The 21,233-nt window shown below is 58.7% G+C and carries 23 protein-coding genes and 1 tRNA gene; 7 read left to right on the forward strand and 17 right to left on the reverse strand.

What is annotated here, in order from left to right:
* Positions 1 to 13 precede the first annotated feature (13 nt).
* Complete coding sequence (locus HY2_RS03790) at positions 14 to 334, forward strand: hypothetical protein (RefSeq protein ID WP_034824874.1); 321 nt, start codon at positions 14 to 16, stop codon at positions 332 to 334.
* 28 nt (positions 335 to 362) lie between these two features.
* On the opposite strand, the gene HY2_RS03795 is transcribed toward HY2_RS03790, so the two are convergent.
* The 5 genes from HY2_RS03795 to HY2_RS03815 all read right to left on the reverse strand — a co-directional run bounded on the left by HY2_RS03795 (position 363) and on the right by HY2_RS03815 (position 4,271).
* Positions 363 to 1,166, reverse strand: coding sequence for an enoyl-CoA hydratase-related protein (locus HY2_RS03795; RefSeq protein ID WP_034824876.1), 804 nt, complete (start codon positions 1,164 to 1,166; stop codon positions 363 to 365).
* 82 nt (positions 1,167 to 1,248) lie between these two features.
* On the reverse strand, positions 1,249 to 1,482 hold the full coding sequence (locus HY2_RS03800) for a DUF1413 domain-containing protein (protein WP_206740989.1): 234 nt from the start codon (positions 1,480 to 1,482) through the stop codon (positions 1,249 to 1,251).
* A 101-nt stretch (positions 1,483 to 1,583) separates the two neighbouring features.
* On the reverse strand, positions 1,584 to 1,892 hold the full coding sequence (locus tag HY2_RS03805) for an EF-hand domain-containing protein (RefSeq protein ID WP_034824878.1): 309 nt from the start codon (positions 1,890 to 1,892) through the stop codon (positions 1,584 to 1,586).
* Between the two features lie 116 nt (positions 1,893 to 2,008).
* Positions 2,009 to 2,590, reverse strand: coding sequence for an NAD(P)H-dependent oxidoreductase (locus tag HY2_RS03810; protein WP_034824880.1), 582 nt, complete (start codon positions 2,588 to 2,590; stop codon positions 2,009 to 2,011).
* A gap of 73 nt (positions 2,591 to 2,663) precedes the next feature.
* On the reverse strand, positions 2,664 to 4,271 hold the full coding sequence (locus HY2_RS03815) for a carboxyl transferase domain-containing protein (protein ID WP_034824882.1): 1,608 nt from the start codon (positions 4,269 to 4,271) through the stop codon (positions 2,664 to 2,666).
* Positions 4,272 to 4,389: 118 nt separating this feature from the next.
* On the opposite strand from HY2_RS03815, the gene HY2_RS03820 reads away from it, so the two are divergent.
* On the forward strand, positions 4,390 to 6,186 hold the full coding sequence (locus HY2_RS03820) for a patatin-like phospholipase family protein (RefSeq protein ID WP_034824883.1): 1,797 nt from the start codon (positions 4,390 to 4,392) through the stop codon (positions 6,184 to 6,186).
* A 3-nt stretch (positions 6,187 to 6,189) separates the two neighbouring features.
* Here HY2_RS03820 and HY2_RS03825 read toward each other — a convergent pair whose 3' ends face one another.
* From HY2_RS03825 to HY2_RS03840, 4 genes are all read right to left on the reverse strand, one after another.
* A complete protein-coding gene (locus tag HY2_RS03825) occupies positions 6,190 to 7,362 on the reverse strand; it encodes an isovaleryl-CoA dehydrogenase (RefSeq protein WP_034796680.1) in 1,173 nt (390 codons plus the stop codon).
* Positions 7,363 to 7,398: 36 nt separating this feature from the next.
* On the reverse strand, positions 7,399 to 8,589 hold the full coding sequence (locus HY2_RS16610) for a lysozyme (protein WP_158534017.1): 1,191 nt from the start codon (positions 8,587 to 8,589) through the stop codon (positions 7,399 to 7,401).
* Between the two features lie 108 nt (positions 8,590 to 8,697).
* A complete protein-coding gene (gene mgtE / locus HY2_RS03835; RefSeq protein ID WP_034824885.1) occupies positions 8,698 to 10,080 on the reverse strand; it encodes a magnesium transporter in 1,383 nt (460 codons plus the stop codon).
* 271 nt (positions 10,081 to 10,351) lie between these two features.
* A complete protein-coding gene (locus HY2_RS03840; RefSeq protein ID WP_146617198.1) occupies positions 10,352 to 10,609 on the reverse strand; it encodes a MarR family winged helix-turn-helix transcriptional regulator in 258 nt (85 codons plus the stop codon).
* A gap of 96 nt (positions 10,610 to 10,705) precedes the next feature.
* Here HY2_RS03840 and HY2_RS03845 point away from each other — a divergent pair, with 96 nt between their 5' ends.
* Positions 10,706 to 11,116, forward strand: a complete 411-nt coding sequence (locus HY2_RS03845; RefSeq protein ID WP_034824887.1) for a hypothetical protein — start codon at positions 10,706 to 10,708, stop codon at positions 11,114 to 11,116.
* A gap of 53 nt (positions 11,117 to 11,169) precedes the next feature.
* Here HY2_RS03845 and HY2_RS03850 read toward each other — a convergent pair.
* Positions 11,170 to 11,254, reverse strand: a tRNA-Leu gene (locus HY2_RS03850).
* An 85-nt stretch (positions 11,255 to 11,339) separates the two neighbouring features.
* Between HY2_RS03850 and lipB the strand changes: the two genes are divergently transcribed.
* Complete coding sequence (gene lipB, locus HY2_RS03855; protein ID WP_034824890.1) at positions 11,340 to 12,050, forward strand: lipoyl(octanoyl) transferase LipB; 711 nt, start codon at positions 11,340 to 11,342, stop codon at positions 12,048 to 12,050.
* Here the strand turns inward: lipB and HY2_RS03860 are convergent.
* The 5 genes from HY2_RS03860 to HY2_RS03880 form a co-directional block, all read right to left on the reverse strand.
* Entirely contained in the window at positions 12,035 to 12,838 is an 804-nt protein-coding gene (locus HY2_RS03860; RefSeq protein ID WP_034824892.1) for a DUF805 domain-containing protein, read from the reverse strand. The genes lipB and HY2_RS03860 overlap by 16 nt on opposite strands.
* Positions 12,839 to 12,861: 23 nt before the next feature.
* A complete protein-coding gene (locus HY2_RS03865; RefSeq protein ID WP_034824893.1) occupies positions 12,862 to 13,398 on the reverse strand; it encodes a DUF805 domain-containing protein in 537 nt (178 codons plus the stop codon).
* 145 nt (positions 13,399 to 13,543) lie between these two features.
* The gene (locus HY2_RS03870; RefSeq protein WP_233346802.1) at positions 13,544 to 13,978 is read right to left on the reverse strand and encodes a DUF805 domain-containing protein; all 435 of its coding nucleotides are present in this window, start codon (positions 13,976 to 13,978) and stop codon (positions 13,544 to 13,546) included.
* Positions 13,979 to 14,054: 76 nt separating this feature from the next.
* Complete coding sequence (locus HY2_RS16615) at positions 14,055 to 14,567, reverse strand: DUF805 domain-containing protein (RefSeq protein ID WP_051594691.1); 513 nt, start codon at positions 14,565 to 14,567, stop codon at positions 14,055 to 14,057.
* A gap of 150 nt (positions 14,568 to 14,717) precedes the next feature.
* Positions 14,718 to 16,721 carry an acetyl-CoA carboxylase biotin carboxylase subunit gene (locus HY2_RS03880; protein WP_034824897.1) on the reverse strand — a complete coding sequence of 668 codons (2,004 nt, stop codon included), beginning with the start codon at positions 16,719 to 16,721 and terminating at the stop codon, positions 14,718 to 14,720.
* 144 nt (positions 16,722 to 16,865) lie between these two features.
* Between HY2_RS03880 and HY2_RS03885 the strand changes: the two genes are divergently transcribed.
* Positions 16,866 to 17,852, forward strand: coding sequence for a hypothetical protein (locus HY2_RS03885; protein ID WP_051594692.1), 987 nt, complete (start codon positions 16,866 to 16,868; stop codon positions 17,850 to 17,852).
* On the opposite strand, the gene HY2_RS03890 is transcribed toward HY2_RS03885, so the two are convergent.
* On the reverse strand, positions 17,849 to 18,316 hold the full coding sequence (locus tag HY2_RS03890) for an ion channel (protein WP_034824899.1): 468 nt from the start codon (positions 18,314 to 18,316) through the stop codon (positions 17,849 to 17,851). The genes HY2_RS03885 and HY2_RS03890 overlap by 4 nt on opposite strands.
* Positions 18,317 to 18,329: 13 nt before the next feature.
* Entirely contained in the window at positions 18,330 to 19,274 is a 945-nt protein-coding gene (locus HY2_RS03895; RefSeq protein WP_112063330.1) for a hypothetical protein, read from the reverse strand.
* Between the two features lie 142 nt (positions 19,275 to 19,416).
* Here HY2_RS03895 and HY2_RS03900 point away from each other — a divergent pair, with 142 nt between their 5' ends.
* The gene (locus HY2_RS03900) at positions 19,417 to 20,232 is read left to right on the forward strand and encodes an SDR family NAD(P)-dependent oxidoreductase (protein ID WP_034824951.1); all 816 of its coding nucleotides are present in this window, start codon (positions 19,417 to 19,419) and stop codon (positions 20,230 to 20,232) included.
* A gap of 171 nt (positions 20,233 to 20,403) precedes the next feature.
* Complete coding sequence (locus HY2_RS03905) at positions 20,404 to 21,081, forward strand: TorF family putative porin (RefSeq protein ID WP_051594693.1); 678 nt, start codon at positions 20,404 to 20,406, stop codon at positions 21,079 to 21,081.
* Positions 21,082 to 21,233: the final 152 nt, after the last annotated feature.

Below are 21,233 nucleotides of genomic sequence, written 5' to 3' on the forward strand. Positions count from 1 at the left end.
GGGGAGTTATCTCATGGCCTATGCTTCAGGTGTGCGCCTCAGCAGTGTTGCAGGCATCGTCGGCGCCGTGGTGGGCGGCTATATCGGCTACACGCAAGCGCAGGATGTCAGCAATCTTGAGCCTGTGACGGCTGCCATCATTCTGGGCGCCATCGGCATGGTTGCCGGCAGCGCAGGGGCCTTTATCCTGAAGTCCCTGCTGCAGTTTGCGATCTACATCATTCTCTTCGGCGTGGTCGCCTATGTGTTCCAGAACCAGATAGAAACGCTGACCGGTATCAATCCGGTCGACGCGACCCTAGCCTTTTTGAGGGATATGGGGATTCCCGTTTAGGGAACCTCCGGCCTCCCAATTCCCGTACCTAGCGGTTCCAGTCCGGCTTGCGCTTTTCCAGGAAGGCGGAGATGCCTTCCTTGCCCTCATCTGAGGCGCGACGATAGGCAATGCGTTTTGACGTCTCGTGGCTGACCTCCCGGTCAATGAACACGCCGGCGACATCGCGCACCAATTCCTTGGCGTCAGCAATTGCGCCAGGCGCTGCGGAGAAAACAAGATTGGCGAGGTGCTCTTCCATGGCGAGCATTGCCTTCTCATCTTCAACGACATACTGGATCAGGCCGATTTTCTCGGCATAGTCGGCATCGAATGTCTCGGCGGTCACAAACAGGGAGCGGGCAAGCCGCGCGCCAATGGCCTCAATGACATAGGGGCTGATCGTAGCCGGGGTGAGGCCGAGGCGCACTTCGGAAAAGCGGAACTTTGTGTCCTTCATGGCCACGGCCACATCACAGGCTGCCACCAGACCAGCGCCGCCGCCCATGGCAGCTCCGCGCACAAGAGCGAGCGTCATTTGCGGCATCTCGTAAAGGGCACGCAGCATCTCTGCCAGATTCATGGCGTCCCGCTCATTATCATCGCGCGTATGGACTTCTGCGGCCAGCTTCATCCAGTTGAGGTCTGCGCCTGCCGAAAAGCTCTGCCCATTACCGCGCAGGATCATCATGCGGATTGTGCGTTGGTCTGCGATGGATTTGAAAGCGTCCGTCAGCTCGGCAATCAGCTCCGCATTGAAGGCATTATGTACATCGGGCCGGTTCAGTGTGACGACCGCGAGGCCTTCCTGCGTCATTTCAAGCTGGATAAGATCATATTCGGCGTCGCGCATGGGGTACTCCATTGGCTAGAGCCTTCCTTCCTTACATCAGGGCAAGCCAAAGGGAAGAGGGATCGCCGTCTTGTGTGCAGCCCTATTCGCCGCACCAGCGATAGACACGGCCGCCATCATGCTTTTCGCCCGTGTCCTCGACACCGGGGAATTTGCCCGCTCGGACAGCCTCAAGGAAGTTACGGCCCTTGCGGACCTTGTCGCCAATATAGAGCTGGTCCCAGTCCGGGCCGTAGACATCCGGAAAGTGAAACGGGCCGGGCGCGCGCCGGACAATACGTTTCCGCAAGCGGTTGATTTCTTCATCGTCCATCATTTTTCAAGGTGAGGAATCCTGCACGACAATCAAGATATGGGCAAAAAAAAGGGGACTCGCAGGACCAGCGAGCCCCCCATTCAGGAGACAGAGCAGGCAGACTACCAATCAGGCGTCGACACCCTGCTTTCCTCCTTCGAGGTGGACTGTCCCCGCCATGCGTCAAGGGCTTCAGTGAGTTCTTCTTTGGAGACAGTCCTGTTCGAATTGAGGTCCAGCTTTGTGAATTTCGCTTTCGCTTCAGCCTCGCTGACAATGCCAGCGTTTGCCTTATAGCTCACAAACTCATCCTCCGTAATCAGAACATCATCGTCCAGGTCCAGCAACGAGAAGTCAGGCATTTCGCCTGCATGCCCCATCAGGGCGGTCATCATGGCTGCGGTGACAAGAAAGCTGGTGCGTCTGATCATCTCCGAAATCCTTCCACATTTCCGGCCGCTGACCAGAGCGGCCAGGATCAATTTACGCCAGAAGGCCGGTAATGATGCGTGAAAAGGGGTTCACGAACGAATTGTAATGAAGGCACCTAAACCGCGTCTTCGCCAATCTCACGCATGAAGGCGAGCCAAGAATCCACTTTGGACTCTGTCAGTTCCCCTGCCCCGCCGATGATGGTGTGATGCAGCGGCTTGAAACCGGACAGGCCGAGCACACCGCGCTCAAGACCTTTCGTGGCCGCCGCATCCATGCCGAAGCGGTAAACGAAATCCGGCATACCCATCGTCACCACAACACGGGCGGACTTTCCCTTCATCATCTGTTCGGGCCATCCGGAAGTCGACTGCTGGATGAAGAAATTCCCGCTGGCGGCCAGCTCCAGAAAGGATTTCAGCTTGGCCGGCATTGCGCCCAGCCAGAGCGGAAACGCGATGAACAGATGATCGGCATCAGCGATCTTTTCGCGTTCTGTCAGAACCGGCTCCTCCGGCGGAGTATCGAATTCGGCCTGGGAGGTGAGATAGGGCAGGTCCAGCGTAGCGATATTAATCCGCTCTACCGCATGGCGTCCTGTGTCTGCGCCTTCGGAATAGGCATTGCACAAGGCATGGATCAAATGCTCAGGCGCCGGGTCTGGATGGCCGTCTATAATACAGATCTTGTGAGACATGGAAGTTACCTCCTGCCATAACGCAGAAGGCATTCTACCATGCGTTCATGACGGTTGTGCTACGTACGGGTCCCTACATCCGAAACACGCCGAAGCCACGGTCCGGGAACGGAGCGTTGAGGCTGGCCGACAGGGCAAGGCCCAGAACGCGGCGTGTGTCTGACGGAGCGATGATACCATCATCCCATAGACGCGCGGTCGAGAAGTAGGGCGAGCCTTCGGCCTCGTAGAGATCGCGGATCGGCTGTTTGAAGGTCTCTTCCTCCTCCGTGCTCCATTCCCTGCCCTTGCGCTCGATGCCGTCGCGCTTAACCGTCGCCAGCACGGAGGCCGCCTGTTCGCCGCCCATGACCGAGATGCGCGCATTCGGCCACATGAACAGGAAGCGCGGCGAATAGGCCCGGCCGCACATGCCGTAATTGCCTGCACCGAAGCTGCCGCCGGTCACGACCGTGAATTTCGGCACGCTCGCGGTGGCGACGGCCGTCACCATCTTGGCGCCATCCTTGGCTATACCGCCAGCCTCATATTTAGAGCCGACCATGAAGCCGGTAATGTTCTGCAGGAAGACGAGCGGGGTACGGCGCTGATCTGCCAGTTCGATAAAGTGCGCCGCCTTCTGGGCGCTTTCCGAAAACAGGATGCCATTATTAGCGAGGATTGCGACCGGCATGCCGTAAAGGCGCGCAAAGCCGCAGACAAGGGTCTCGCCATAGAGCTTCTTGAACTCATGGAATTCCGACCCGTCAACCAGGCGCGCAATCACTTCGCGGGCATCATAAGGCTCGCGGACATCCTGCGGGACGAGACCATTCAGTTCTGCCGGATCGTAAAGCGGCTCGGCCGGTTCGGTCAGCTCGAAGGGCTGCGGCTTTGGGGTTGCCAGCGTACGGACAATTGACCGAACGATGGCCAGCGCATGCGCGTCATGGGCGGCATAATGGTCGGCCACGCCGGACTGGCGGGCATGCACGTCCGCGCCGCCAAGATCTTCTGCCGAGATCACCTCCCCTGTCGCCGCTTTGACCAACGGCGGACCGCCAAGGAAGATAGTTCCCTGCTTGCGCACGATAACCGACTCGTCGCTCATGGCCGGCACATAGGCACCGCCTGCCGTGCAGCTTCCCATGACGGAGGCGATCTGCGGGATGCCCTTCGCGCTCATCTGCGCCTGATTGTAGAAGATGCGGCCGAAATGCTCGCGGTCCGGGAAGACTTCGGACTGGTGCGGCAGGTTCGCGCCGCCGCTATCGACCAGATAGATACAGGGCAGATGGTTCTCCATCGCAATTTCCTGTGCGCGGAGATGTTTCTTCACCGTCATCGGGAAATAGGCCCCGCCCTTCACCGTCGCATCATTGCAGACGATCAGGCATTCGCGGCCCTCGACACGGCCAATGCCGGTGATCAGGCCCGCGCCGGGGGCCTCATTGTCGTACATGCCATTGGCGGCCAGCGCGCCAATCTCAAGAAAGGCGCTGCCTGGATCCAGAAGACGCTCAACCCGCTCACGCGGCAGCAGCTTGCCGCGCTCAACATGGCGCTGACGGCTGGCCTCGGGACCACCCAAAGCGGCCTCTTCCGTCTTTGTATGCAGTTCGGCAAGTAATGCCTGCATCGCGCTTCTATTGGCGGCAAATTTGCTACCGGACACGTCAAGGCTGGATTTCAGAACCGGCATAAAGCCTCCCACTGGAATTTTAAGCCTGCTTAACCGCCCGAGCCGCATGTGTCACGCGTGCGTCACGTGAATTTGAAACAGAAGGGCTAAAGAGAAAGGCTATGAAAAGGATATCAGAATGGGCATGTTCTGGGACATGGGCATAGATATTACTCCCCGTCTCCAGGCGATTTCCTTTCTGAAGGATGTGCCCGGCCGCGCGATGAAGGCGGCAGGCAAGGAAACCATCTGGTTTTCCATTCCGGCGGGCAAGCCGCTCTTCCTCGCCGGAGAACCTGCCGACACGCTGTATTTCGTCATGTCCGGCACGCTGGGCATTTTCCGCCAAGGGCCCCACGGCAAGACCGAATTCATCGGCCATATCCGCTCCGGCGAGCCTGCGGGGGAAATGTCCCTCTTCCAGGGCGGCATTGACCTGACGGGCGACGGCCTGCCGAATGATGCCCCGCATAACAGTTCCGTCTATGCCATCCGCGATACCGAAGTGGTCGGCGTCTCCCGCAAGGGGTGGGACCGGATGGTCCGCGCCGAGCCGGAATTGCTGGAATCCATGATTCGCATCATCCTGACGCGTCTTGGCAAGCCGATGGAGCGGGTGGCGAGCGCCGCGCCGAAAGTCTTCGCGCTGGTGGCTACCTCCCCCACGATTGATCTGTCGCTGCGGGCGCGCGCCCTGAAACAAGCCTGTGACCGGCTGGGCAAGAAATGCATCATCGTGACCGAGCGCCAAGGCGATGAAAAACCGGCCGCCTATTTCGATGAGCTGGAACAAGCACATGATGTCGTGATCCTTGTCTCTTCCATTGGTGATAATGCCTGGTACCGCCTGTCGACGCGGCAGGCAGACCGCATCTGGGTTGTGGGCCGCGCCGATGCGCACCCGTCCAATCCGCTGATGCCGGATGATGAGTCCCCGGCCCGCACCCTGAAGCTGGTCGATGTTGTCTTACTGCACCACGCCGAGGACCGGCCGGGCGCGCCGCCCAGCCGCTGGCTGTCTGCTGCGGGGGGCAGCCGGATTTTTCACTGGGGCGGCATGGAAGGCAAAGACTGTAACCGTCTGGCACGCATCATGTGCGGTGTCTCGATTGGCCTGATCCTCTCCGGCGGTGGCGCGCGGGCCTATTCGCACATTGGCGTCGTAAAGGCGCTGCGGGAGTTGGGCATCCCGATCGACTTTGCCGGTGGGGCCTCCATGGGCTCGGTCGTCGCGGCGTGCGTGGCAATGGGATGGAGCAATGAGGAAATCGAGCGCCGCATCCGCAAGGCCTTTGTCGATTCCAATCCGCTCGGGGACTATCACCTGCCCGTTGTCGGCATGGTGAAGGGCGCGCGCGTCAACAATCGCCTCAAAGAGCATTTCGGCGATGTGGACATCTGCGACCTCAAAGTGCCTTTCTTCTGCACGTCGACCAATCTGACCTCTGGCAGTTCACGCATTCACCGCACAGGACTGCTGCGGGACGCGCTGCGAGCGACGATCTCCCTGCCTGGCATTCTGCCACCGGTCGTGGACGGCAAGGATGTGCTGGTGGATGGCGCAGTGCTGAATAATTTCCCGGCCGATGTGATGCGGGATTTGCATCGCGGCCTGGTCATCGGCTCTGACGTGACCCGCCAGCCGGACAATATGGATGTCGAAGAATTCGCCAACCCGCCGAGCTTTTTCCAATGGGTGTTCAAGAACGGATTTTCCAGCGCTCCGCCCATTGCCGGCCTGCTGATGCGCGCGGCAACCATCCGTGCAGATACACAATTCGGCCACGACATGACCGATGTGCTTATCCTGCCCGACATGGCAGACGTGCAGCTGCGCGATTGGAAGATCTATGATGACGCCGTTCAGGCGGGCTATGACGCCACGATCAACGCCATGAAAGACAAGAACATCACAGCCATAAGCGGCGCAGCCTAGACGCTAGGCCGTTTCGCCGAACAGTTCCCGGCCGATCAGCCAGCGGCGGATTTCGCTGGTCCCCGCCCCGATCTCATACAGTTTGGCATCACGCAGCAGGCGCCCGGTCGGGTATTCGTTGATATAGCCATTGCCGCCAAGAATCTGAATTGCATCGAGTGCCAGCTTCGTGGCGGTTTCTGCCGCATACAGAATGGCACCGGCGGCATCCTTGCGCGTTGTCTCGCCCCGGTCACAGGATTTAGCGACGGCATAGACATAGGCCTTGGCCGCGTTCATCTGAACGTACATGTCTGCGACCTTGCCCTGAATCAGCTGGAACTCGCCGATCGACTGGCCGAATTGTTTACGGTCATGGATGTAGGGAATTACGACATCCATGCAGGCCTGCATGATGCCGGTCGGCCCCGCCGACAAGACGGCGCGCTCATAATCGAGGCCGCTCATCAGCACGCGGGCTCCGCCATTCAGCGGCCCCATTATGTTTTCTTCGGGCACTTCGCAATCTTCGAACACAAGCTCACCGGTTTCAGAACCGCGCATGCCCAGCTTGTCGAGCTTCTGCGCAACGGAGAAGCCCTTCATATCCCGTTCGATCAGGAAAGCGGTGATGCCTTTTGATCCGGCGTCCGGCTCCGTCTTGGCGTAGACAACCAGCGTGTCGGCGTCCGGCGCATTGGTGATCCACATCTTGGTGCCGTTCAGCACATAGCGGTCGCCTTTTTTCTCGGCGCGCAGCTTCATGGAAACGACGTCGGAGCCGGCCCCGCTCTCGCTCATGGCGAGCGAGCCGAGATGCTCTCCGCTCATCAGTTTTGGCAGGTAGCGGGCCTTCTGGTCATCACTGCCCCAGCGGCGGATCTGGTTCACGCAAAGGTTCGAATGCGCGCCATAGGACAAGCCGACAGACGCAGACGCGCGGGAGATTTCCTCCATCGCCACGACATGCTCAAGATAGCCGAGGCCCGTGCCGCCCCATTCCTCTTCAACCGTAATACCCAGCAGGCCCAGCTCACCCATTTTGGGCAGCAGGTCACGCGGGAACGTATCTGTCCGGTCGATCTCAGCGGCGCGAGGCGCAATTTCATTCTGGGCAAAACTTGCCACAGTTTCGCGGATCATGTCCGCTGTTTCACCGAGATCGAAGTTCAAAGTGGGATATGTGTTCGGAATCATGGCCCTGCCCTAGCAAGGCTTTTCCGCCCTGTCAGCCTATTCTTGATGTGCCAGCATACGATAGAGGTAGTAGACAGACACGAAAAGCAGAAAGCCGCTACCCAGAGCGATCAATGGCCCTGCATAGGATTGGCTCGCAGCTTGGCCCATCTGGTTTGCAGCTGTGCCGACAAACCGGCGCATCCCGTCATACAGGCCAATCATGCCGAGACCGGCCAGCAAGGCGAACGGCACCCAACGCAGATTGCCCTGTCCCTTGTCAAAGCCAAGCGGGCGATCATCCAGCGGTGGCTCGACCTTGGCCGGATCCACATAGATCGGGGCCAGATCATCAATCAGGCGTCGGTCTGTTTCCGGCAGGCGCAGAGGCTCCAGGCTGAGCGAGGCATCAAATTCAGGAGTTGACTGACGTCCGTGGCGACGACGCTCTGACATGGAGGCAGGTGGCGGTGCTTCATTCGTTCCTTCCGGATCAGCCAGTGCAGACACCGCGCGGGTAATCTCGTCCACGGTCGGATCACCACTCTCCTGTGCCCCCTGCTCTCCTGAAGCACGCGAGGCATTCTCCCCAAGGATACGCGTCAGGCGCTCTGCAACGGCGCGGGCGGCGGCTTGCGGTGCTGTCTCCCGATTAACCGTTCGCGCAGCACGAAGGCGGTCTGCTTCCGTTCTTGCCTCGACAATGATGGGGGTTTCACGCGGAACTGCCGGGCCGGAATGCGGGTCACGCTCCGGCCGCACAAGCGCGCCGGGAATGGCTACGGGGCCATTAGGCTGCGACAGGAAGAGCGCAATTTCAGCGGCTCGGCGACGTGCCAGCGCATCAATGATGCGCGACTGGCCATCAACACGGCCGCGACGCCAGCTCATCATCGCTTCGCTTGCCAGAATGCGGTCGCCAGAGTTCAGATAGGCCAGCACATCGGACGACTCAAAGGCCTCTTGCCCGATATTGAAAACAAAGGAGGCCAGCGCGTCGAATTCATTCTGGCTGAGCGGCGTGAACACACAGGTGTAGAGAGCGTCTTCGATCTTTTTGAGATCGTGGAAGCGCAGAATCAGCTCGGCATCGAAGGCGCCTACGGTCAGGCCAGCCCGCGCCGTTTCGGTATGGCCATATCCAAGCAGCCACCGCCCATCCGGCAGGCGGCTGGCACGCGCACGGAAGCCCTCGAAGCTCTTGATGAGCTCGACCCCCTTATCTGATGTGCGCATTTGCCGAGCCATGCAGCGGCATCCCATTTTGAAACACTTGGACTTTTAACTACCCACCAGTGCTGCAAAACTCGCGCCCATTCACCCAAGGGGCGAGAAACTGCGGAAAATCCCGCATGTTTACAGCAGAACGAGTGTGGCGAGGCCCAGAAAACTGAAGAAGGCCATCACATCTGTCAGCGTCAGCACAAAGACGGACGAGGCGACAGCCGGGTCCGCGCCGAGACGCTTGAGACCCAGGGGAACAAGAATGCCGGAAAAGCCTGCCCAGACGAAAGTCGCCATCATGGCCACCCCCATGACGAGCGCCAGTTCAATGTCCCGGAACCAGACCAGGGAGATCAGACCGACCCCCACGGCGAAGATCAGACCATTGACCATACCGCTCATCACCTCGCGCCAGATCGCGCGGCGCGCCGCATCGCCATCCAGCTGGCGTTCTGCAATCGCACGCACGGCAACGGCCAGGCCCTGACTGCCGGCATTGCCCCCCAGCGCCGCCACAACGGGCATCAGAACCGCCAGCGCCACAATCTGAGCAATCGTCGCCTCGAACAGAGAAATGATTGCTGACGAAATGAACGCCGTAAACAGATTGACGCCCAGCCAAGGGGCACGGGCCTTCACTGTATCCCATACCGTGTCCGCACCATCGGCCGAATTCACGTTCAAAAGCGAGAGCAGGTCTTCCGCGTTTTCTTCCTGCATGACGTCGACCATGTCATCGACGGTGATCATACCGACAAGACGGCCGCCATCATCGGTCACCGGCGCGGAAGCCAGCGAGTATTTGCGGAACTGGAAGGCCACCTCTTCCTGGTCCATCTCCGGCTTCAGGGTGGAGAGCGGGTCTTCCATGATATCTGATAGCTGCACGTCACGCGGAGTGCGCAGCAACGTGGCCAGCGAGACCGTGCCCAGCAGACGGTGCCCCGGATCGGTCACATAGAGTTCGTAGAACACTTCCGGCAATTCTTCGCCCAACGCGCGGGCATGGTCGATGGCGTGACCAACGGTCCAGTATTCCGGCGCGGCAACGAATTCCGTCTGCATGAGACGGCCAGCCGTTTCCTCCTCATAGGACAGGCCGCGTTCCAGCTGGGCCCGTTCAATCGGTGCCAAATCTTCCAGAATGCGTTCGCGGCGTTCATCCTCAAGATCTTCAAGAATGGTCGTCGCGTCATCTGAATCGAGTTCATCGAGCGCGCTGGCGACGGCGGCGTCCGGCAGAACTTCAACCGCTTCTTCCCGATAGGAATCACGCAGCTCGATCAGAATGTCGGCAGGCAGTTCTCCGCCGAGCAGCTCCACGGCTTCGGAAAAGGTGTCAAAGGACAGCGCTTCCAGCAGGTCTGCTGCGTCCGCCGGGTGCATGCGCTGAAGTGTGCGCGCCAGCCAGCGCGTATCATGCTCATCGACCGCATCGATGAGATCATCCAGCAGTACCGGGTCGACATTCGGCATCTCGGCGGTCTGCGTCGGCTGGGCAGGCGTTTCACTCATGGCATTCTCTTGCCGGGCCTAAGCCATGGCGGCAAGGCCCGATTATCCTGACCTAGCAGGGATTCGCGCGAAATTCACAGGCTGCCCACAAGGCAAAGAGCATGGCGTGGAAATTGGCCCCTCCCCCGCAGATAGAGACGGGTTCAAAGCAGGGTGCGCAAACCCGCCTTCAAACGCCCCAAACCTTCTTCCCCCAGACGGGTCTCTGTACGGTTTTGCACTTCCTGCCAGAGCGGATAGACCTCTTCCAGTCGACCTACGCCCAGCGTGGTCAACAGCAGACGGCGACGGCGGCCCTCGCTCTCCTCCCCGCGAAAATGAGGCCCGCCTTCTCGAGAGGCTTCAGGTTTCGCGAGAGGGTCGTGCGGTCCAGCGCTAGCAGATCCGCCAGTTCCGAAATGGAGTCCGGCTCGTAACGGTCCACAGAATTGAGCAAACCAAACTGGGTGACTGTCAGGCCGACAGGGCGCAGCGCATCATCATATTCCCGGGTGATCCTGCGCGCGGCCCTCAGCAGTCGTCCGGCCATGCACCGCCCAGTTAATGCGCCGATCAGCTGGCACGCACTGATGGGGCTTCCCTGCGCTTGCTGCACCTTTGCAATAAAGGGGTAGCCCAGCGGGATTTGACCGCGCAAGGCCGCGCCGCTGCCCTGGCCAATGCCGGGAAGGTGCGCCTGCGCCCCGGAAATCTGGAAGAGGCCGTCATCTACCCCTCCAAAGCGCAGAATCTTGGGGCACCAAAGGGCAGCGTCATCAGCTTGAGCGCCGCCCTGATCCGGATGAATCGTCCGGAAGAAGCCATCGAGACCCTATCAGACCTGAATGGCGTATCTACACCGCTGAAGCCGATAGCGCTGCACAATCGCGCCATGGCACAACTGCAGCGCCACAATGCAAAAGCGGCCTATCTTGATTTGCTGGAAGCTAAGCGGCTCGCACCGGGCTATGCGCCCGCACAGGAATTGCTGACGCATTTCACGCTGACGCCTTATCCCGCAACGGCGGATACTGGAGAAAGCGCCTTAAAATCCTGAAATGGGCTGAATGCGCCCCGAATGGCGCATAGCTCTTCATGTCTGGAAATAAATGGTGCGGTCGAGAGGACTCGAACCTCCACGGGTTGCCCCACAGCGACCTCAACGCTGCGCGTCTACCAATTCCGCCACGACCGCACATTTCTCATTCGAGGCAGACGGGCCGTATAAGGCGACACTAGCCCTTTGTGAAGCCCCGAATGTCGCCTATATGCCTCCCGTAATGCAGAAATTTCCAGACACCGAATGGGCCGTCTCTGACAGCCAAGTCCCTTACGAAGATGCCGTCCAGTTCATGGAGGCCCGCGCCCGCGCAATTCGTGAGGCCGATGCGCCGGATCTGGTGTGGTTCCTGGAGCATCCACCGCTCTACACGTCCGGCACATCCGCGAAGCCTGAAGACCTGCGCGATGCGACGCGGTTCCCGGTTTTTGATGCCGGGCGTGGCGGCCAGTACACCTATCACGGCCCCGGCCAGCGGGTGGCCTATGTGATGGTGGATGTCGCCCGGCGCGGGCGCGATGTGCGCGCTTTCGTGCAAAATCTAGAAGCCTGGATCATTGCTGCGCTCCACGCCTTCAATGTCGAATCAGGTCCCCGAGATGGCCGTGTGGGCGTCTGGGTAGACCGCACACAGGCTGGCGGCCCGCTGCGTGAAGACAAGATCGCCGCCATCGGCGTGCGCCTGAAGAAATGGGTCAGCTTCCACGGTATTTCGCTGAACGTGGAGCCGGAGCTGGAGCATTTTTCCGGCATTACCCCGTGCGGCATTGCAGACCCGCGCTATGGCGTGACCAGCCTTGTAGACCTTGGCATTCCCGCCACTCTGGCAGAGGTGGACATGGCCCTAAAAGCCGCGTTCGAGACGGTCTTCGAAAGCCGCCTCGTGCGGGTTCAGGCGCCGCTGGACGGCAAGGTTCAGGCCGTCGTCTGATAGGCTGTCGGCGCGGTTGCCAGTTTGCGCTGTTCTTCCTGCGTCAAATCACTCCCGGTGCGGACCGGGCCGACGCCGCCATTGGGCAGACGTGCGACATGCAGCAGAGTCCACAGCATGACCGGAAGTGCCGCCAAGACCCACAGCGCCGTGGCCATACCCATACCCCCGCCCAGCGCCATTTGCTTCATGGTTGGCGGAGGGCCGCGGCGGGGTTGTGTCTGCCCTGACTCAGGCTTGGCTTTAGCCTTGTCCGCTGCCGGAACAGCATCTGGGACGGAGCCCTCTTCACTTTCGACCGCCGCCTTGGCGGCTTGTGCCTTCTGCGCCTCGTAGCCGGCAACCCCCATCGTTACCCCGCCCGCAAAGCCGACCAGGCCAAGGATCAAGGGAATGAGTACGATCATCGCCTTCAGGGTCGAGCGGTTGGCATCCGCAAAGCGCCGGACATGCGCCACCCAGGAGGTAAAGGCTGTGACAATTGTGAAGATGAAAAACGGCACCAAGAGAGCCGGAATGGGCAGAGGGAAAAAGCTGAGCGGTTTCCAGGCTGCGGCGAGATTGGCCCCCGCCATGCTGGCGATGGAGGCGGAAAAGACCGGCACGACAAATAGCAGGACACGGCCCATGAACATGAAAGTCCAGGCCCGGCTGAAGTGCAGCTTCCCGGTCATGCCAAAGGGATTGAACAGGGTTTGCAGCCAGTCCATGCGCGCAGGATCATCCCGCTCATCCCGGATCCAGGGCCGGTGGTGGTCAATCGGTTCAGCCAGATGATGAGACGACATGGTCTTGCAGTCCTTTCAGGAACTCAGGAAAATGTTTGGCTCGCCCCGCCCCTGCCGGGAGGCGGACCATAGCGATTGCTGTCAGGGTCAGAGGGCAGACGGCTGCCGACAAAGCCAAGTACGGCACTGCTTAGCAGGAAGCTGGCGATCAGCGTGGGCGACAGCGCACGCGCCAGGACAAACTGGTTTTCCTGCATGAAATTTTCAGCGCTGACGGAGTCTCCGTTCATCACATAGCTGAAAAATTCCATATACATTTCATAAGCATGCGGCGTCAGCATGGGCAGTAGCACCATGGTGATGATGGTGTTTACGACAATATAGCCAACCAGGAACAACAGGTAGAGCCAGCCGGATTGCCCTGCATCATGCAGACGTTTGGAAAAGACACACACATACATGTAGATGAAGCCCAGAGAGAGCAGGCCGAAGACCGGCGCGATAAAGATCTCGCCCAGCTGCATCAGCATGTAACCGCCCGTCAGCAGGATGAAACCGCGCAGAAAGGTGCGCGGGCCAATACGGCCTTTCGGACTGAGCAGGACAGTTTGTACGTCCATAGGGTGCAGGTCTCCTGAGGTATGTGCCCGGACAGGGTCATCCCCTCTCTATGCATGCGTCTTATCAATAAACGATAAATGCATGCAACAAAAAAGAGCCGGGCACAGGGCCCGGCTCTGCAATCCTGTCGATTTGGGACAGCTATTAGACGAAGGTGTCTGCCGCCATGCCTGGGTTTTTCGGGTCCGGACCATACTTGTTCGGGCCAACCGTACCAGGGATCAGACTGATCACAAAAATGGCAATGCCGACCAAGCTGCCAATGAACGGAATGAGCGCGGCCAGCAAAATCCATCCTGTGATGTTTACGTCATGCAGACGGCGCACTGTCAGCGCGATACCTGGGATGAGAACTGCCAAGGCGTAGAGAACGAGGACAACAAAGACCAGATATGCCAAAGGACCAGGTCCATCACTGGAGGCCCCGATTGAGCCCAGAATGCCTGCAAGCACCATGCCTACAGCCATCACAAGGAAATTGAACAATTGTACCCACCAATATTCAGACCGGCGCGAACGGCCCTGAAAATCTGTATAACGGGCAAAGAACATTTTTACTGCGTCTGGAAAACTGACCATCTTAAAGGCCCCCTTTAAAATAATGGGTATGGCGCGCGCGCCATACCCCGACCAATACAATTCAAGAAAATTCTACTCAGGCTGTTGGTGGACCGTACTGGTTCTCGTTCGGGTCCGACTTGAACAGCCCCATGACAATCCCGACCACGCCCACCGACAGGACGGAGGCAAGGATATTCGGAATAAGGCTTGCCTGCGCGATGCGGCGGGAATGCTCCATCGTGGCAGCCATCATGGCGGCAGGATCATTACTCGCGGCCATGTCTTCCATGTCGCGCTGCATCTCAGCCTGCAATCCGGCCATATCGACACCGAAAAGCGGCGGCAGGATAAGGCCAGCTACGAAGGAAACGATGATCGCCAGAACGACCATGGCGACTGTCAGCCAGCCTGTCTTGCCGGCATCGTGAAACCGCTTTACGTGAACGGCAATCCACGGCCAGATAAGCAAGAGCGACAGGAAGCCCACAAAAGGCGACGCATAGGCCGAAAGAGCACTAATGAGCACGCTGAGTACCAACAACACGATTACGCCCTGCCAATAAGTTGACTGAGCAATCCGTCCATTCGGACTGAGATAAAGTGCCATGACGTCCCTCCTTTTAGGTACAGATCTTTTAGCACAAGTTTTGTGCGCGACCATGACATTCGGGAGACAAAATCGCTTTGCCCCCCACCTGAATGGAGTGGATACCGACGTAATTCGGTTAGCAGCTGGTTAATCTGCCCAGTTCGGGGGTTAGTCGAACTCGACCATCACCTCGTCAGCCGCCACGCTGTCACCTGCGGCAACATTAATGGCCTTGATCGTGCCCGTGGTCTCGGCGCGGATGATGTTCTGCATCTTCATCGCCTCAACCACGCAAACGGCCTCCCCTTCCTGCACTTCCTGTCCGACTTCGACATCCATCGAAACCACAAGGCCAGGCATCGGAGAAATGACCAGTTTGGACATGTCCGGCTTTTCCTTTTCAGGAAGGCGGGCATGCAGATCAGCCACCTGAGGCGTGCAGACCAGCGCACGCAGGGCAACGCCGCGATGGCGGAAGAGATAGCCTTCGGTACGGTCTGCGAATTTCACGGCATAAGGCTGACCGTCCAGCAGGCCTTCAACCAGGTGCAGGCCCGGATACCAGCCGGTTACCAGCGCGTGGGTCTTGCCGCCATTGATGGTGATTTCGGCTTCACCCGCATCCCCAAGCTCCAGCGTCACCGGATAATGCTTGTCGCCCAGGATGACGACCCACTCCGTACGCGCCTCATCCGGCGGGGCCAGACGCCCCGTCACATCGGCTGCGCGGCGTGACATGAAGCCATGCACATAGGCCGCCGAACAGATCAGCTGGGTCAGCTGGCTGTCAGTCGGCTCAACGCCATTGAAGCCTTCAGGAAACTCGTCCTTTATATAGGCGGTCGTGATCTTGCCGGAGCGGAATCGCGCTTCATCCACAACAGCTGCAATGAAGGGCATGTTGTCCTGAATGCCTTCGATGTGGAAACGGTCCAGCGCCTCGCCATGCACGTCGAGCGCCGTGTCGCGATCCTTGCCCCAGGTGATCAGCTTGGCGATCATCGGGTCATAGAACATAGAAATCTCGTCGCCCTCGCGGACACCGGAATCCATGCGCACTTCCCCATCTGCCAGCTTGCCTTCCGGCGGCGCCTTGAAGCGCTTCAAGCGGCCAATGGATGGCAGGAAGTTGCGATACGGATCTTCGGCATAGACTCGGCTTTCGACGGCCCAGCCATTGATGCCGATGTCGGACTGCTTGAGTTTCAGCGTCTCGCCATAGGCAACAAGCAGCATCTGCTCGACAAGATCCACACCTGTGATCATTTCCGTCACCGGATGCTCAACCTGCAGACGGGTGTTCATTTCAAGGAAGTAGAAGCCCTTGTCCTTGCCGGAGGCGACGAACTCCACGGTGCCCGCGCTATCATAGTTCACCGCCTTGGCAAGCGCGACGGCCTGCTCGCCCATCTTCTTGCGGGTTTCCGGATCGAGCAGAGGAGACGGCGCTTCCTCGATCACCTTCTGGTTCCGGCGCTGAATGGAGCATTCGCGCTCGTTCAGATAGATGCAGTTGCCATGCTTGTCGCCCAGCACTTGGATCTCGATGTGGCGCGGCTCAAGAATGAATTTCTCGATAAAGACGCGGTCGTCACCAAAGGAGGATTTTGCCTCGGCCTTCACGGCCGGGAAGCCCTCTTCGACTTCCTTGTCATTCTCGGCGATGCGGATGCCCTTGCCGCCACCGCCGGCTGAGGCCTTGATCATGACCGGATAGCCGATCTCCCGGGAGATCTTCACCGCTTCCTTGGTGTCTTCAATCAGGCCCATATGGCCCGGAACCGTGGACACACCAGCTTCGGCAGCGAGTTTCTTGGAGCTGATCTTGTCGCCCATCGCTTCGATCGCGTGTGCATTGGGGCCGATCCAGCCGATGCCCTCTTCCTCAAGGCGTTTGGCAAAGGCCGGGTTTTCGGACAGAAAGCCAAAGCCTGGATGGATGGCCTCTGCACCTGTTTCTTTCACTGCCGCAATGATCTTGTCGGCCACAAGATAGGATTCAGATGCTGGCGCCGGACCAATGTGCACGGCTTCATCTGCCATTTCTACAGCCATAGAGCCTGCATCTGCATCCGAATAAACCACGACCGTTTTGACGCCCAGACGTCGGCAGGTCTTGATTACCCGAACTGCGATTTCTCCCCGGTTGGCGATCAGAATTTTCTTAAACATACTGTCTCTAGCCCACTGCAAACTCTTTCGAGCATTGCACTAAGCCGCTCTTTTACTGATGTCCACATTTGCCATCGAGGAAACCGTCTTGCTATTACGCCGCAAGCATGTTAGTAAGCGCTCACTATATTAGGGATTGAGAGCATGAGCCGTATCACCTTGGACCTTGAGAAGCTGGTTGCCGATGGACACCTTGGCCAAGTGGAAGCTGAACGCCTCTCGGGGTTTGCGTTGCCGGACCCGCGCAACGGCCTGCTCATAAATCTTCTTCTGATCTTCGGCGCAATTTCCGTTGCCGGGGGCACAATTGCCCTTGTTCCGAACGCCATGACAGGGCTGGTCCTGGCCTTGCTATCGCTGATTGGTGCGGAGGTTCTGCGCCGCAGCGCGAAAGGAAACTCTCTGAAAACTCTTTCAATGGCGCTGGTCCTGATGGGCACACTCGGTGTTGCGGGCTGGGTCGGGTGGGAGTTTCAGCATGTCGAAGACGGCACGTTTCCAACCATTCTGATTGCCACCATCATGACAGGGGCGGCCATCTGGTTCCGGTCAGCTCTTCTGGGGGCGTTTGCGGTTTTCTCCCTTGGCGCGGTTCTGGGCTCCGGCACAGGATACTGGCATGCCAGCTACGCCCTCTTTGTTGAAGAGCCTACCATCACCATTATCGCCTTCGGGCTGCTAGCTGCCAGTCTCTACAAGGCACGCGACGTGCTGGCGGAAGCGTGGCAGAATCTGCTGACTGTCTCAGCACGCACCTCCATTTTCATGATGAATTTCGGCTTTTGGGTCGGCTCACTCTGGGGAGACCGTATCGGAGAACACTGGTTTGCGCCTCAGCGCTGGTCAGATCGGTCTGAGTGGCGCGAAGCAGCCTTCACCATTCCAGATTACATCTTCAGCCTGGGCTGGGCCGGTGCCCTGATCGCCATCATCATCATGGCACGTAGCAACAGCTTCCTGTCGATCACTTCCATCGTCTTCCTGGCGATCCATGGCTACACCCAGTACTTTGAATATCTGGGTGCCAATCCGGAAACTCTGGTCATAGGAGGCCTGGTCCTGGTGGGGCTAGCGGTTGCAGCAGCGCGTTTTCTGATCCGCACGACCGAAGAAGAAACGACCGCAGCTTAACTGCGATCCTCGGAGTCTTCTTCCAATTCTTCAATACGCGCTTCCAGAACGCGCACCTTTGCGGTGATGGAGACAAGGAAAGCGGTCGACCAGCCAATCAGCAAGAAACCGTTCATGCTTTCTGCTGCGCCCAGCATCCGCCAGTCCTTGCCGATAACAACATCGCCAAAGCCAACTGTCGTAAATGCGGATGTGGAGAAATAAACCGCTGTCCCGATATCCGGAAAAATGCCAAGCATCCTGTAGACGAAAGTGTAGACCCAGATCTCCAAAGAATGCAGTGCAAACAAGCTAAATACGATGAACAGGATCGCAGCGCCCTGGCCGGCCACAGTCGAAATATTCACATGATGCACATGACGATTGCGGATCAGGGCTGACAGGCCGACCAGCCCAATAAAGTGTATCAGGAAGGTGATGAACACCAGAACCGTGGCCACAGCGAGATTCAGAAGCAGCATCATCCCCTCCCCCTGACTATCCAGTCGCGACGACCAGTCCGGTCGTCAATCCTGGGGCTTCCTGATTGAGAAAGTCCACTAGTGCCCGGTCTGCCTCCCCGGTTTTCTCCCAGCCAAGCCTGCGACGCAACCAGCTACGCTTCTGACTCTGAGCGACAGCCTGATCATTGGCAGCCTCACTGGCCATCTGGCGCGCCAGACGGGCCAATTCCGGAGACTGGCTGACGTCTTCAAACCATCGCCCCTTGTTAAAGCCTAGAGCCAGACAGCCAATATACTGGCCAGGTCGACTATCCGCTGAGCCAATCCAGTTCTTCCGGGCCAGAGCCTGACGGTCGCCCTGAGGATTGGGATGCGCGCGAGCCATCAAATAATTGCCGACCGCCCGGGCGAACACCCGGCTCCATGCCGTATCATCGCCAGCACGACCCAGACTGTCATTCGTACGCAGCAACACCACTGCCTCTGCATGGCTGACCCATGGTGTGCCGCCCTTTTCGCCCATGGCCAGAACCGTACCGATGCGCTCAATAATCGGGCCTTCCGCCTTGCCCGCGGAAATCATCCATTCACACAGACATTCCAGCACGAACAGCCCATACCCTTCTGTGACCGTCTCGGCCTGCCTGTAGAGCACGATGAGGAGATCCAACTCGCTCAGGGTGCGGACCCGGCCATCCGGGGCAACATGCTGCCTCAGCCAAGCGAGATTGTCTGCCGATACTTCGCCCTCAGGCTCAGTGCGCAGCAGCAGATAGTCTCTCAAGGCACGTATGAAGAGACCCGGCCAGTCCTCACCCAGCCGGTCCAGCCGGGCATGGCAGTACAGCACCGCCTCGGCCTCTGGTGCCGTGCGGATACCATCTGCGCACATTTCTGCCGCCAGACGTCTCATGTCTGCCTCGGAAAGTCGCACGGCAGACTGAATGCGCTGCACCAGGTCTCTGGACGCCAAGTCCATCAAAGGGTCTCCATAATAGGGAAAATACCTATCAATCAGGTCTTTCCGCTTCCTTGATGAAACCATGAAACCTGTTGACGGGATTAGCCTGTTCCTCGCAGGTACGCACGACAAGAAACCATACGAAAAGGGAGCCAACATCATGTCAGACCTGAAAGACCTTGCAGGCCGCAAAGCCCTCGTCACCGGCTCAGCTACGGGCCTGGGGCGGGAAATTGCCCTGCGACTGGCCCGGCGCGGCGCAGATGTAATCATCAATTGCAGTCGCTCGGTCGAAGATGGCGAAGCCACGGTGGCAGACTGCCAGGCGGAGGGCGCCCAGGCCCGTCTGGTACAGGCTGATGTCTCCACCAAAGAAGGCTGCCGCAAGCTGGCCGATGCCGCAGCTCAATTCGGACGGCTCGATATCCTTGTCAATAATGCAGGCACCACAAAGCACGCCCGCGACCATGCGGATCTCGATGCCCTGAACCGCGAAGACTTCCTGCATCTCTACGCCGTCAATGTTGTCGGCCCCTATCTGATGATGCAGGCGTGCAAGCCCCTTCTGGTTGCCAGCCATGAGCAGACAGGACGCGCTGCAGCCGTGCTGAACACCTCTTCCATCGCAGGCGTTACAGGTATCGGGTCTTCCGTTGCCTATGCGGCAACGAAAGGTGCCCTCAATACCATGACGCTGTCGCTGGCCCGCGCCCTTGCCCCTGCTATCCGTGTAAACGCGATCTGTCCGGGTTTTATCGGAACACGCTGGTTCAAGGATCAGATGGATGAAGAACAATATCTGAAGATGGAAGAAAATGTCGCCGCTTCCGTGCCGCTGAATGTCGCCAGCGGTCCCGAAGACATTGCGGATTCGGCCCTGTTTTTCTTGACGGATGCCTCTCGTCACGTCACCGGGGAAACCCTGATCGTGGACGCCGGGATGCATCTTGGATACGCCCCGGCCAAGGCGCGCTAAGCCGCAGGACCGCGCACAAAGCTAAGGCATTGGCGCGGCATGCTGCCCAATTCTGCGGCGTTCCGAAACACCCCGCTCAAACGTTATAAATTTGTTTCCGATCCCGGATGAAGCCGCGCAATTCTTTGTGTGGCGCTGGCGACAGCGCGTTTTAACAACGGGGTATAAAAAATGAAAAAGCAGCTTTATCGCGCGGGCGTTGCACTGGCAGCCATGCTGGCTGTTGCAGGTACAGCAGCCGCTGAGGGAGAATGGTCAGGCAACGTAGCGCTTGGCACGGATTATGTCTGGCGCGGCGTTTCCCAGTCCAATGAGGACATGGCAATCTCCGGCGGCTTCGACTACGCAAACGGCATTTTCTATGCGGGGACATGGGCATCGAATGTCGACTTTGAAGACGGTGCCGACGATACCAATGTCGAACTTGACTTCTATGCAGGCTTGGCCAGCGCATTTTCCAATGGCGTGACCTGGGATGTGGGCGTAATCTATTACGCCTATCCGGATGCAGACGATTCTGACTATGACTTTGTCGAGATCAAAGGTGCCCTGGGCTATGAGTTCGCCAGCGGCTTGGGCATCGGTGGCGAGGTCTACTGGGATCCGGACAACGAGAACATCTACTATCAGGCCACCGCAGGCTATTCCTTCACGGACAGCTTCTCCGTGGACGGCAGCGTCGGCAATTATGACTATGATGGCGGCGGTGACTACACCAACTGGTCACTTGGCGGCACCTACTCCACGCCGGTCGGTATCGATATCGACCTGCGTTACTGGGATACTGACATCGACAATTCCGGTATCGCGGATGAGCGGGTCGTGCTGACCTTTTCGAAAAGCCTCTAGTCAGGCCTGACATCTTCCCAAACTGCACACGGACATTTGCCCTCCTTCGTGTGCAGCCAGGTGAAGGCCGCTGGTTCCCTCAAGAACCAGCGGCCTTTGTTTTTCCGCAATAAGCCCTTACCTTATACAGGATCACACAAATCCGGAGCCTT

Source organism: Hyphomonas pacifica (assembly GCF_000682675.1).
Taxonomy (GTDB): Bacteria; Pseudomonadota; Alphaproteobacteria; order Caulobacterales; family Hyphomonadaceae; genus Hyphomonas; species Hyphomonas pacifica.